Here is a 12,445-nt window from a genome sequence, read left to right on the forward strand (position 1 = left end):
GGCGCGCCCGACCGCACAGGGCCGGCCGTCCACGGCCGGAAGTCACGAGGAAGGCACGGCATGGAACATGTCGACCGCGGCGCCCTGGACGCCCAGCGCGGACACTGGCAGCGCACCTATCGCGACAACCCGACGATGTACGGGCCCGCACCGAGCGAGCCAGCCCGGCGCGCCCTCGAGCTGTTCGACCGCGAGCAGGTGCGTGAGGTCCTCGAACTCGGCGCCGGCCAGGGCCGGGACACGCTGGCCTTCCTCCGGGCCGGGTTGTCGGTGACCGCGCTCGACTACGCGCCCGAGGGCCTCGGCGAACTCCGGCGCGGCGCGGCCGAGGCCGGCGTGGCCGACCGGCTCACGACCCGCGTGCACGACGTGCGTGAACCCCTGCCCGTCGCCGACGCGTCCGTCGACGCCGTCTACAGCCACATGCTCTTCAACATGGCCCTCACCACCGAGGAGATCGACGCGCTCGGCACCGAAGTGCATCGGGTGCTGCGCCCGGGCGGCTGGCACGTCTACACCGTGCGGCACACCGGCGACGCCCACTTCGCCACCGGGACGGACCGTGGCGACAACCTGACCGAGCACGGCGGGTTCGTCGTCCACTTCTTCGATCGGGCACTCGTCGAGCGTCTGGCGCAGGGATTCACCGAACCGCAGGTGGAAGCCTTCGAGGAAGGCGGCCTGCCGCGGCGACTGTGGCGCGTCACGCAGCAGAAGATCCGGCCCACGCCCGCGGGATGACGCCCTTTCGCGCATTTCGCGCCCCCGGACACCCGCCGGACGCGAGGATGGGCGACATGGTCGGCAGGCTCGCCCTCGTAGGGCTGATCGCGGCGTGCAGCATCGCGACCGCCGCACCCACGGCGGGCGCCGAACAGCGTGCCGCAGAGGCAACGACCGGCCCGCCGCAGGGCACCTTCGGCGCCGCGCTCGCCTACTCGCTGGCGCATCCCGGCGTCGTCCCGGCCGGGACGAACGATGTCGACTGCGTGCCCACACCGGCGCACCCCGAACCGGTGGTGCTCGTCCACGGCTTCCTCGAGAACTCCTACGCCAACTGGGCCGGATTGGCACCGGCGCTGAAGGCCGAGGGGTACTGCGTGTTCGCACTCGACTACGGCGCACCGCCGGGCGAGCCGTTCAAGGCGCGCGAGCCGATCCCGGACGCCGCCGGCGAACTGGCGGCGTTCGTCGACACCGTCCTGGCCGAAACCGGCGCCGAGCGAGTGAGCATCGTCGGTCACTCCAAGGGCGGCGCCGTCCCCCGGTGGTACGTGCGGTTCCTCGGCGGGGCGGACAAGACCAGCCGCATCGCCGGGCTGGCGCCGGCGAACTACCCTTCGCTCGGGCCGCCGTCGGTCGCGCAGGATGCCGTGCTCGCCGAGCTCAACGCCGGCAGCGACACCGTCGAGGGCGTCTCCTACACGGTCGTCGCCACCAGATACGACCAGGTGATCATCCCCTACACGGCGTCGTTCCTCACCGGGCCCGGCGCGCAGAACATCCTGCTGCAGGACGTGTGCCCCGCGAACACCGCCGACCACGTCTCGATCCCCTACGATCCGGTCGCCGAGCAGCTGGTGCTGGCCGCGCTGGACCCGGCCGGGGCGCGGCCGGTCGTGTGCTGAGCGCCGCCCCTACCCGCCGGGCAGGCGCCGCGTTCCGCCGATCACGAGGGTGACCTCCACGTCGACGTCGCGCAGCCCGGCCTCGTTCAGGGCGTCGCGCAGGGTCGCCGGATCCGCCTCGGGCGGCGGCCCGAGCACCTCGATCCACAGCACGGACTCGCGGAATCCGATGTCGGTGATCACCCAGCCCTGCTCCTGCGCCCACTGCTCCGCGACGGGGGCGACGTCGGCCTTCAGCGTCTCCTGCCGGATCACTCGCGTGCTGGACACCCCCAGGGGGACCGCGACGAGCACGACCGCGGCGACGACCGTGAGCACGCTGAGGCCGCGCAGGTCCCCGACCGTACGGCCGGCGCGGTGCGCCGCCCCGCGCACCCCCGCCAGCAGAAAGACCAGGGTGCCGGTGGCGACGATGGCGGCGACGTTGGTGGCGAACAGCAACAGGGCCCCACCGGCCTGCCGCGGCGCGCCGGACTCGAGGGTCAGGCCGACCACCGCGAGCGGCGGCACGAGCGAGATCGCGATCGCCACCCCGGGCAGGGTGTCGGACACATCGCGGCGCACCAGCGCGAAGGCCCCGACCGCACCGGTGGCCAAGGCGGCGACGAGGTCGATCATCCGCGGCGCGACCCGTCCCGCCACCTGGCTGTTGTTCTGCGCGAGCACGTCCAGCGGATCGAGCAGGCCCACCGCGAATCCGGTCGCGACCACCGCGGCCGATCCTGCCACGACGAGCAGCGCGGAGGCGATCAGGTTGCGGTGGTCGTTGAGGACGACGGCCAGCGCGGTCCCGACGATCGGCGTCATCAGCGGCGCCACGATCATGGCGCCGATGACGGTGGCGGTCGAGTCCGCGACGACGCCCGCCGAGGCGATGACCGCGGCCAGTACGAGCAAGGTCCAGAACGTCGCGCGCCGGGAACGGGGCCGGGCGTCCTCGGACAGGAACAGGGTGGAGGTCATCCGCTCGATGTCCTCGGTGGTGGGTCTCACGAAAGCCTCCTGGTGCGTCGTTCCGCGAGTGCATCACAGCAGACGCCGCGCGCCCACAGGATCGGGACACCGGTCCCTTCCGTCCGGGACACCGGTCGCGACACGATGTCCCGCACCGGACGGAGGAGGACGCACGCGGTGACGACGGACGAGGCGGTGACGACGGACAAGGCGGCGACACGACCCTCGACGCTGATCGCTGCCCTCCCGCACCGCTACCGTGCCGTGCTGCACTTGCGCATCGCGTGTGGCCTGTCGATCACCGACACGGCCCGTGCCCTGAACACCGATGCCACCTCCGTCCGGCTCGCCCAGCACCACGCCCTGAACCTGCTCCGGCAGCAGCTCGGCCACTCCCGGAACATGTCGGACCCCCGGCGCACACTGATCACAGAACCGGGGACCACCTCGCCCGGACGTACCGAGGAGGAGCGAGTGCCATGGAAACGGGGTGTGGGGCCTTCTTCAGCTGGACCTCACGACGGGTGACGTTGCCGCACTGCCTGCGTGCCGTCGCGGCGGGAACACCCACGCAGTCCGGGCTGACTCTCGATCACCGGGTCGCCTCGGGCACCGTCCGCGGCCGGCTGCTGGCCTATCACGACGCCGACGACGACGCCGACTACGTGGCCCTGCTGGTCGGCGACGTGGCCGGATCGGACGACGTGCCCGTGCGGGTGGTCGACGAGGAGCGACTGCTGGTGGAGGGTGCGCGCAGCACCGAGCCGGCGGAGATCCTCGTGGGCGCCCCCGACGCCCGCGACCCGGATGCGGAGCAGCGGGAGCTCGACCGGCAGCTGTGCCTGGGCGGCCCCGTGCGTTCGATGCTCGCGCATTCCGGTGCCCGTTCGGTCACCGTGGACTGGTGCGCGGTGGCCGCGGCATAGCTTGCGCGGAACGGACTTGACCTCGAGTCGACTCGAGGTTGAACGATGAGCGACGTCAGTTCATCGGCCCTTCCGGAGGACACCATGAGTGTTGTCAAGCCTCTCGACCGCACCACCACGTCGACCCTGCCCGCCTTCTCGCTCAGCCGTCCGATGGCGGTGCTCGTCCCGGTCGTCGTGGCTCTCGTCGCCAACGTCGCACTGTGGCTCGTCGGCCTCGCCGCCGGCGGCTCGTTCGAGGTGACCAACGGCGACACCGTCGAAAGCGCCGCCCCGGGCGGCGTTCTCGTCATGACCGTCGTCCCGCTCACCGTCGGCATGAGTCTCGCGGCGCTGCTCAGCCTGCGCTGGTTCGGCATCATCCGCGTCGCCGAGGTCGTCGGCGCGGTGGCCGCGCTCGGCACCATCGCGTCGACGATCGTCGCCGACTTCGACACCCCGAGCACGATCACGCTGTCGCTGATGCACGTGGTGATCGCACTTGTCGTCGTCGCGGGGCTCGAGGCGATGCGCAACCGCATTGCAGCCCAGCGGTAACCACCGGGGCGACGCAACCGTCCCGGGGAACCGGCCCGAAGGTCCCGATTGTCGCGGGACCTTCGGGCCGCCGCCGCACCCTCCGGCGACCGTGACCTACGGCACGGAGACCGACGCGTCTTCCGTTCCTCCCCAGGCACCTTCGCGGCGATGCGGGCACCGCCTGCAGGTGGTGCCGGTCGCACACGCGGCGCCGGCATTTCGTCCACATGCTTCGTCCACAGGACCGAAGTACCCGACCGCCCGGGACGTACGTCCCGAGATCTGTTCCCCGGCCGACCGTTCCGGGCACAGGGCGATTCGCGACAAGCAGTATTCCGCCCTAGAGTCGCTCCCCGGTGCGACGCGTCCGGCATGCGCCGCGCCGCACACGGACAGGATCGCGGAGGTGGCGGACATTGTGGACCCGAGACTGTGTGCGCTGATCCGCAGTAACGTCGAGGCCGTGTCCGCCCGCCCGGACGGCCTGCAAACCCTGTCGAAAGCGTTCTACGCCAACCTGTTCGCGCGTCATCCCGAGACCCGGCAGTACTTTCCCGCCGCCATGGGCGAGCAACGCGAACGCATCCTGCACGCCGTCGTCCACGTGGTGGACCGGCTGAGCCGACCCGAGACCGTCGTCCCGTTCCTCGAGCAGCTCGGCCGCGACCACCGCAAGTACGGCATCGAGCTGTGGCAGTACAAGGCGCTCACCGAGGCCCTGATCGATGCGGTGGCGCAGGCCGCCGGCGACGACTGGACCACCGAGCTCGACGACGCATGGCACCACGCGCTGCACCTCGTCGCCACCACGATGACCGAGGCCGCGGCCGCCGAAACCGGCCCCGCCGCCTGGGTGGGCACCGTCGTGGAGCACCGCAGACCGCTCGACGACGTCGCCGTCGTGCGCCTGCGGCTCGACCAGCCGATGGCGTACGAGCCGGGACAGTACGTGAGCGTGCAGGTTCCCGGGCGGCCGCGCATGTGGCGTTACCTGTCACCGGCGACGCCGCCGGACGCGGACGGCGCCGTGGAGTTCCATGTCCGTCGCGTCTCCGGCGGCTGGGTGAGCCCGTACATCGTGAGCCACGCCCGCGTCGGCGAGACGTGGGTGCTCGGCTCACCGATCGGCGCCCTGGGGGCGGAGACGATGCGGCCCGGCCCCGGTCGGCCGCGCCCGCTGCTGATGATCGCGTCGGGTACCGCGATCGCCCCCATGCGGGCCCAGCTCATGGCCCTCGCCCGGCGTCCCGCCACGCGGGCGGTCACCGTGTTCTACGCCGGGCGCTACCCGTGCGATCTCTACGACCTGCCGACCCTGTGGCACCTCGCCCGCACCAACCCGTGGCTGACGGTCGTGCCCGTGACCGAGTCGCCGACCGACCCGTGGTGGTTCACCGGCCCCACCGATCCGCCGGCCGGGCTGTCCCTCCTGGAGGGCCCGGTGAGCCGGTGCGTCGCCGAGGCCGGGGACTGGTCGGGGCACGACGTGCAGATCGCCGGGTCCCCCGCCATGATCCAGGCGACCAAGTTCCGGCTGCAGGCCACCGGCGTGCCCGCGGACCGCATCCGCCACGACCCGCTCTACTGACGACCGCGCTCGGTCAGGACCGGTTGAGCCGCGCGATCCGGCCGCTGAGGACCGTGGCGAACGCGCACCACACCGCGTACGGGCCGAGCGCGGCCCCCGCCGCCGGCTTCGCGAGGGCGGCGCGGCGCGCCAGGTCGGCGCTGCTCACCGCGAGCGCCCCGGCGACCACCGTCGCCGGCACGAGCCGATGTGCCTTGAAGAACACCCACGACCAGGACGCGTTGAGTGCCAGGTTCACCGCGAGGGCGGCCCGGTAGTAGGTGGCCTCGTCGACCCGCGCCTCCGATTCGAGCTCGTCGATGGCCACCGCGGAACTCACCGCGATGTCGCCGTACAGCGCCGTCCACACGACGGGGAAGACCGCACTCGGCGGCTGGAACGACGGCTTGCGCAGTCGCCGGTACCAGCGTGTGTCCACGTCCCGGGAGGCGATCGATCCCACCACCGCCGTCGCGGCGGTCGCCGCGGTCGTTCCGAGCAACGTGCGGCCGAACATGCTCGACATACCTGCTCTCCTTACTCCCGCCGTCGGCGAGGTCGTCACATCGCGAGGTCGTGGATCTGGGGGAAGGGCCGCTGCGGATGCGGCGGCGAGGGCTCGGGATCCGGCTCCGGCGGGAACGGCGGCTGCGGCTCCGGTGGGGTCGGCACCGGGTTCGGCTCCGGTGGGAACGGCGGCGGCGGCGTGGGCGTCGGCGGGATCGGCGGGGCAGGCTCGGGTGAGCCCGGCTCCGTGTCCGGGTCCGGTGCGGTCAGGCCGGGGACGATCATGGCGGGTCACTTCCGATCATCGGCGAGCGGTGTTCCGGGGATACCCGGTGCCGCGGCGGCGCAACCCCAGGTTCGGCACGTCAACGACGTCGACGGCCCGCACGTCTCCGTAGTGCTTGTGCAGAGCCCTAACTGTGACGACATCCATGCGGCTCCTCCTCTTCGGTCCCATCGTGCGCGTGCGGCGGGATGCCCGCACCCCGAACGCCCCGGGGCTCACTGCCAGCGACGGCGCACCCGCTTGTACACGGAGTCGACCACGAGGACCGCGGGGATGCCCAGCAGCGCGACCCCCAGCGCCTCGAGCGGCGGAACCGCGTGCCCGAGAACGTCGGCGACCGGGCCGACGCCGAGGAAGACGACGAGGGCGACGAGTTCGGCGAGCACGGCCCACAGCAGCAGCCGGTTCGAGCCCCACCCGAGCTGCCACGGTGGCCGGGTCGCGCTGCGGCAGGCGAACGCGGCGCCCACCTGACCGAGGACGACGGCGGTGAACGCGGCACCGGAGGCAGCGAGAAGCGCCGCCCCGGTGGGAAATTCGCCCCCGGGACGCCAGCCCGCGACGAGCAGCGCCACGAGGAACGCGCTCATCTCGACGATCGCCTCGGTCGGCCCGAGCACACCGAACACCCGGACCAACAGGGTTCCGTCGACGAGGTGGCGGCGTTCCGGCGGGCGTTTCAGCGTGTCCCGGCTCGGGGGCTCGCCACCGAGGGCGAGCGCCGGCAGCAGATCGGTGCCGATGTCGATGCACAGGATCTGCAGCACCCCCAGGGCGAGCGGGAACTGCCCGCCCGACAGGCCCCACAGCGCGAAGGGCGTCAGTTCGGCCACGTTGGAGGTCAGGTGATAGCTGAGGAAGCGGCGGATGTTGGCGTAGGTGGCACGGCCCTGTTCCACCGCGGTGAGGATGGTCGCGAAGTCGTCGTCGAGCAGCACCAGATCGGCGGCCTCGCGCGCAACGTCCGTGCCGCCCTCACCCATCGCCACCCCGATGTCGGCCTGCCGCAGGGCCGGTCCGTCGTTGACGCCGTCACCGGTCATCGCCACCACGTGGCCGCGGTCCTGCAGGGCCTTGGCCACACGCAGCTTCTGCTCGGGCGAGACGCGGCTGATCACGATGCCGTCCCGGTCGAGCAGGGCACCGAGCAGCTGATCGTCCTCGGGCAGGTCCTTGCCCTGCACCACCAGGCCCGCGGGCCCGAGCAGCCCGATCTCGCGGGCGATGGCGCGCGCGGTCTCTGGATGGTCGCCGGTGAGCATCGCGACCTTGATGCCGGCGCCGCGGGCGGCCCGCAACGCGGCCGGGACGGCGGTCCGCGGCGGATCCTCCATGCCGAGCAGGCCGAGGAGTTCGAGGTCGCGTTCGGCGAGGTCCGGGTCGGTCTCCACGCCGGGATCGGTCAGGGTCCGGCGGGCGACGGCGAGCACCCGCAGGCCCCGCGACGCCATGTCCGCGAGCGCCTCCTCCGCCCGGTCGACGAGCTCGCCCGGGTCGGCGCAGCGCGGAAGCACCGCGTCCGGGGCGCCCTTGAGGAGCAGCTGCCCGCCCACGATCACCGATTCGCGGCGGCGCCGGGGGTCGAACACGAACCGGCGGGTGACCGGCCCCGGCTGTGCGCCGGGGCCGGCGAGACGGGCCGCGAACGCGGCGATCGCCGCCTCCATCGGGTCACCGACCGCCCGCCACTCGTCGTCGTCGAGGGTGATCCCACCCTTCGAGGCGGCCGCACCGGCGAGACCGGCGGTCGCGGCCGCCGCCACCGCCGGCTCCGGGCCGGTCACCTCACCGGTGGGCGCATACCCCTCCCCGCGCACCGCCACGGTCCCGGCCGGGGTCCACGCCTCGACGACGTTCATCTGGTTCTGGGTGAGCGTGCCCGTCTTGTCGGTGCAGATGAACGTCGTCGAACCGAGGGTCTCGACGGCCTCGAGGTTGCGCACCAGCGCGTTGTCGCGGGCCATGCGCTGCGCCCCCATCGCCAGCGACAGCGTCACGGTGGGCAGCAGTCCCTCGGGCACGAGGGCGACGGTGATGCCCACCGCGAAGAGGAAGGCGTCCTGCCAGGAGATCCCCACCAGGAGAGACACGGCGAAGAACACCGCGCCGACGCCGACGGAACCGAAGGCGAGCGTCCGGACGATGCGCTGGATCTCCAGATCGAGCGGGCCGGGTGGACGTCGCACCGAGGTGGTCAGGGCCGCGATACCGGCGAGGCGGGTGTTCGCACCCGTAGCCGTGACGATCCCTTCGGATTCGCCCTCGGCGACGAATGTTCCGGCGAACACGGCCGCGCCGGCCGTGCGGAGCACCGGTTCGCTCTCCCCGGTGAGGGTGGATTCGTCGAAGGTGCAGCGGCCCGCGACCGCGAGGGTCAGATCGGCCGGGACCCGGTCGCCGCCGGTGAGCACGACGACGTCGCCGACCACCAGGTCGCGGGCGTCGACGGTGCGCACCGCCCCGTCGCGCCGCACGACGATGGTGGTGGGCAGCAGCTCCCCCAGGCGTTCGGCGGCCTTCTCGGCGCGCTCCTGCTGCACGAAGGCGAAGATGCCGTTGACGACGATCACCACGATCACGGCGATGCCCAGCTCCGGCATGCCCGCAACGAACGCGAGGGCCGAAGCGAACCACAACAGCAGCGCGAAGAAGTGCGTGAGCTGCGCGATCAGCCTGCGCCACCACGGCACCCGTCGCGCGGCCGGAAGCTGGTTCGGCCCGTCCCGGCGGAGCCGCGCGGCGGCCTCCCGGCCGGTGAGCCCGTCGCTGTCGAGCAGCCGCGCACCGGAATCTGCCTGCACACCGCCTCCTCGCCCACGGGATCGACGTGTCACCGCGACGAGGAGCGGGTACAGCACGCCGGGACCGGTCCCGCCGCTGCGGCAGCCCCAGCGTAACGGCATCCGGTCCGGGCCGCGGGACGTCGCGGGACACGGCTGCGCCCCGCCGTTCCGTGCCGGCGGGGCGCAGCCGATCGTCCGTCAGGCGTGTTCGAGGCGGATGCCCTTGGTCTCCTTCATGAAGACGCAGGCGATGCCGGTCAGCACGCACAGCACCATGATGTACACGCTGAACGCCCATCCGATGCCGCGGCCGATCAGGAGCTGATTCAGGTACGGGGCGGTTCCGCCGAACACCGCGACGGAGAACGAGTACGCGAAGCCGATCGCCTGGGTCCGCAGCCGGGTGGGGAAGCTCTCCGACAGCGTCGCCGACAGCACCGACGCGGGGACGGACACGACGAGCAGCGCGACGGTCGTCGCGACGAGCAGGGTCCATCCGGCCGAGGAGATCATCATCGTCAGCGGCAGCTGCAGCACGAGCATCAGTGCGGCGAACGCGAACAGCATCGGGCGGCGGCCGATCCGGTCGGACAGCATGCCCCAGAAGGGCAGGGAGACGAGCGCGATCGACTGGGCGATCACCGACATCCAGTAGGCGACGTCGGGGTCCATCCCCTGCTGGGTGATGGCGTAGGTGGCGACGTACGACGTCCAGGTGTAGTGGGCGGCGGTGATGCCGGAGGTCATGCCGATCATCAGCAGGATCGCGCGGACGACGGTCTTCCGCGGGATGCGCGGCTGCTCGTCCTGCTCCTGGTGGGCGTCGAACACGTCGCTCTCGTCCATGCTGCGACGCAGGTACAGGGCGACCAGGGCCAGGCAGGCGCCGATGAGGAACGGGATGCGCCAGCCCCATTCGGCGACGGCGGTTTCGGAGAGCGACGAGGTGACGGCGCCACCGATGCTGTAGGCGAGGACCGAGCCACCGAAGATCGCGATGAAGGCGACGCTGCCCCACATCCCGCGACGGTGCGGCGGGGCGATCTCACCGACGTACGAGTAGGCGGTGGCCGATTCGCCGCCGTGGGCGAAGCCCTGCATGATCCGCGCGGCGAGCAGGATCAGCGACGCCCACGCCCCGATGGACTCGTAGGTGGGCATGATGCCGATGACGAGGCTGCCCGTCGCCATCATGAGCATCGTGGTGACGAGGACGAACTTGCGGCCCCGCCGGTCGGCGATGCGGCCGAACACGATGCCGCCGAGGGGGCGCATGAGGAAGCCGACAGCGAAGACCGCGAGCGTGGACAGCAGCGCGGAGATCGGATCGGAGTTGTTGAACATCACCGCGGCGATGAACGGTGCGAAGACCGCGTAGGCGCTCCACTCGTACCACTCGAGCACGTTGCCGACCGCGCTGGCGAACAGCGATTTCTTCTTCGATGCCAGGGTGGGCGCGGTGTCGACCGCACCCCGGGTGTTCCGGACGTCGGTGTTCACGTCGTATCTCTTTTCGTTCGCGGGAGCGGTGGCCGAATGTCACATAGGTTCGATGTGACCGAACCCGTGTGACATTCGGTCACGCCGGAGGGGACGGACCGTCAGGCGGTCGGGGTGGGGATCGTGCGGTCGCGCAGGTCGCTGCGCCGGATCTTGCCGGTCTGGGTCTTGGGGAGGTTCTCGACGATGTGGACCCGGCGGGGCCGCTTGTAGGCGGCGAGGCGGTCGCGGACGAAGTCCACGAGCTCGCGCTCGGTGGCGTGGGCGTCGCGTTCGAGCGACACGTACGCCACCACGGATTCGCCCTGGTAGTCGTCGGGCTGGCCGACGACGGCGGCCTCGTGGACGGCGGGATGCTCGTACAGGGCGTCCTCGACCTCGCGGGGCCACACCTTGTATCCGGAGACGTTGATCTGGTCCTTCAGGCGGTCCACCAGGTAGACCCAGCCGTGCCGGTCGATGATCGCACCGTCGCCGGTGCGCAGCCGCCCGTCCGGCAGGGTGGCGGCGGACGCCTCGGGGTTGCGCCAGTACCCGGAGATCACCTGCGGGCCGGACAGTTCCAGTTCACCCTGCTTGCCGGGTTCGACGTCGGCGCCGTCCGCATCGACGACACGCGCGTCGAGCAGGGGCAGCGGGACGCCGATCGCGAGGGTGCCGCTGGCGGGGTCGACGGGTGCCCGCCGCCCGGGCGGTACCGCGATCACGCCGGAGGAGGTCTCGGTCATGCCGTAGGCGTTGTGGATGTACTTGCCGAACTTCGCTTCGAACTTCTCCACGGTCGCGGGCGGGATCGGCGCGCCGCCGGAGTAGAGGGTCTTGATCGAGGCGAAGTGGCGGGCCTCGGCGCCGGGGGTTTCGTACAGGGCGTTGAACACCGTGATCGAGCCGATCGTGAACGTGACCCCGTGCTCGACGAGGGCCTCGAGCGCGACCTCGGCGTTGAAGCGGTTCGCGAAGACCAGGGCGGTGTCGTGCACCAGCGCCAGCGTGGCGTTGATGACGGCGCCGGTGATGTGGAACAGCGGGGCGACGGCGAACACCGCGTCGCCGGCGGCCAGGCCGACGAAGGAACCGAAGGTGGTGGCCACGGCCAGCACGTTGGCGTGTGTGTTCATCGCACCCTTCGGCGGACCGGTGGTGCCCGAGGTGTAGGCGAGCAACGCGACGTCGTCGCCGGTGATCTCGACGTGGGGCGGCCGCCGGCCCCGGTGTTGTTCGATCAGCTCGACGAGGTCACCGTCGGGCGCGGCCACGGCGCGGTCCGTCGACGGGAAGACCCGGGCGTCGTCGCGGGTCTGGAAGTCCAGGTCACTGGTGCTGAAGATCCACCGCACGGAGCTGTCGCGGACGGTGTCCGCGGTCTCCGCGACGGCGGTGTCGGCGCACACGATGCCGACGATCTCGGCGTCGTCGACGAGGCGGCGCAGTTCGGCCCGCCGGTACATGGGGTTGAGCACGAGCGCCGCGGCCCCGAGCTTCCACAACGCGAGCAGGGTCAGCGCGTACTGGGGGATGTTCTGCAGGTAAATGCCCACCCGGTCGCCGCGCTGGACCCCACGGGCGGCGAGGGCGACGGCGAGGGCGTTGGAGAGCTCGTCGGTCTCGCGGGCGGTCAGCACACCGTCGAAGTAGGCGATGGCCTTGCCGTCCGGGTTGGCATCCACGCGGGCGCGCCACACGTCCACCAGGGAGACGAACGGCACCGCCGGCTCGGGATCGAGCCCGTTCGGGTAGAGCGCGGTCCAGGGGCGCTTCTCGGACGTCACGACGCA

12 protein-coding genes are annotated in these 12,445 nt (G+C 71.8%); 6 read left to right on the plus strand and 6 right to left on the minus strand.

Annotated elements, in window-relative coordinates:
- Positions 1-60 precede the first annotated feature (60 nt).
- Together KZJ41_RS27195 and KZJ41_RS27200 are read left to right on the plus strand one after the other, a co-directional pair.
- Positions 61-741 carry a class I SAM-dependent methyltransferase gene (locus tag KZJ41_RS27195; RefSeq protein ID WP_043796830.1) on the plus strand — a complete coding sequence of 227 codons (681 nt, stop codon included), beginning with the start codon at positions 61-63 and terminating at the stop codon, positions 739-741.
- A 47-nt stretch (positions 742-788) separates the two neighbouring features.
- Positions 789-1,628, plus strand: a complete 840-nt coding sequence (locus KZJ41_RS27200) for a triacylglycerol lipase (protein WP_102800088.1) — start codon at positions 789-791, stop codon at positions 1,626-1,628.
- 9 nt (positions 1,629-1,637) lie between these two features.
- Here KZJ41_RS27200 and KZJ41_RS27205 read toward each other — a convergent pair whose 3' ends face one another.
- On the minus strand, positions 1,638-2,621 hold the full coding sequence (locus KZJ41_RS27205; RefSeq protein WP_102800089.1) for a DUF389 domain-containing protein: 984 nt from the start codon (positions 2,619-2,621) through the stop codon (positions 1,638-1,640).
- Positions 2,622-2,759: 138 nt separating this feature from the next.
- Here KZJ41_RS27205 and KZJ41_RS27210 point away from each other — a divergent pair, with 138 nt between their 5' ends.
- From KZJ41_RS27210 to KZJ41_RS27225, 4 genes are all read left to right on the plus strand, one after another.
- On the plus strand, positions 2,760-3,110 hold the full coding sequence (locus KZJ41_RS27210; RefSeq protein WP_006932498.1) for a sigma factor-like helix-turn-helix DNA-binding protein: 351 nt from the start codon (positions 2,760-2,762) through the stop codon (positions 3,108-3,110).
- Positions 3,062-3,508 carry a hypothetical protein gene (locus tag KZJ41_RS27215; protein ID WP_065923311.1) on the plus strand — a complete coding sequence of 149 codons (447 nt, stop codon included), beginning with the start codon at positions 3,062-3,064 and terminating at the stop codon, positions 3,506-3,508. The genes KZJ41_RS27210 and KZJ41_RS27215 overlap by 49 nt, the downstream gene beginning before the upstream one ends.
- Before the next feature lie 45 nt (positions 3,509-3,553).
- The gene (locus KZJ41_RS27220) at positions 3,554-4,045 is read left to right on the plus strand and encodes a DUF6069 family protein (RefSeq protein WP_037201237.1); all 492 of its coding nucleotides are present in this window, start codon (positions 3,554-3,556) and stop codon (positions 4,043-4,045) included.
- 400 nt (positions 4,046-4,445) lie between these two features.
- Complete coding sequence (locus KZJ41_RS27225; RefSeq protein WP_043796911.1) at positions 4,446-5,615, plus strand: globin domain-containing protein; 1,170 nt, start codon at positions 4,446-4,448, stop codon at positions 5,613-5,615.
- A 13-nt stretch (positions 5,616-5,628) separates the two neighbouring features.
- On the opposite strand, the gene KZJ41_RS27230 is transcribed toward KZJ41_RS27225, so the two are convergent.
- From KZJ41_RS27230 to KZJ41_RS27250, 5 genes are all read right to left on the minus strand, one after another.
- A complete protein-coding gene (locus KZJ41_RS27230) occupies positions 5,629-6,120 on the minus strand; it encodes a TspO/MBR family protein (RefSeq protein ID WP_006943512.1) in 492 nt (163 codons plus the stop codon).
- Between the two features lie 35 nt (positions 6,121-6,155).
- Positions 6,156-6,386 carry a hypothetical protein gene (locus KZJ41_RS27235; protein ID WP_029546658.1) on the minus strand — a complete coding sequence of 77 codons (231 nt, stop codon included), beginning with the start codon at positions 6,384-6,386 and terminating at the stop codon, positions 6,156-6,158.
- Positions 6,387-6,602: 216 nt separating this feature from the next.
- Positions 6,603-9,188 (minus strand): cation-transporting P-type ATPase, encoded by a 2,586-nt coding sequence (locus KZJ41_RS27240; RefSeq protein ID WP_251549906.1) that lies wholly within the window; start codon positions 9,186-9,188, stop codon positions 6,603-6,605.
- A gap of 180 nt (positions 9,189-9,368) precedes the next feature.
- Complete coding sequence (locus KZJ41_RS27245) at positions 9,369-10,670, minus strand: MFS transporter (protein ID WP_029546660.1); 1,302 nt, start codon at positions 10,668-10,670, stop codon at positions 9,369-9,371.
- Positions 10,671-10,771: 101 nt separating this feature from the next.
- Positions 10,772-12,439: a class I adenylate-forming enzyme family protein gene (locus KZJ41_RS27250; protein WP_251549908.1), complete on the minus strand. Its 1,668-nt coding sequence runs from the start codon at positions 12,437-12,439 to the stop codon at positions 10,772-10,774.
- Positions 12,440-12,445 lie beyond the last annotated feature (6 nt).

This window comes from Rhodococcus sp. 11-3 (assembly GCF_023704055.1).
In the GTDB taxonomy this organism is placed as follows: domain Bacteria; phylum Actinomycetota; class Actinomycetes; order Mycobacteriales; family Mycobacteriaceae; genus Rhodococcus; species Rhodococcus aetherivorans.

Excerpts from the sequence above, each read along its gene's own strand:
- KZJ41_RS27195 (WP_043796830.1), top strand. The coding sequence starts at position 61 with ATGGAACATGTCGACCGCGGCGCCCTGGACGCCCAGCGCGGACACTGG.
- KZJ41_RS27200 (WP_102800088.1), top strand. The coding sequence starts at position 789 with ATGGGCGACATGGTCGGCAGGCTCGCCCTCGTAGGGCTGATCGCGGCG.
- KZJ41_RS27215 (WP_065923311.1), top strand. The coding sequence starts at position 3,062 with ATGGAAACGGGGTGTGGGGCCTTCTTCAGCTGGACCTCACGACGGGTG.
- KZJ41_RS27220 (WP_037201237.1), top strand. The coding sequence starts at position 3,554 with ATGAGCGACGTCAGTTCATCGGCCCTTCCGGAGGACACCATGAGTGTT.
- KZJ41_RS27230 (WP_006943512.1), bottom strand. The coding sequence starts at position 6,120 with ATGTCGAGCATGTTCGGCCGCACGTTGCTCGGAACGACCGCGGCGACC.
- KZJ41_RS27235 (WP_029546658.1), bottom strand. The coding sequence starts at position 6,386 with ATGATCGTCCCCGGCCTGACCGCACCGGACCCGGACACGGAGCCGGGC.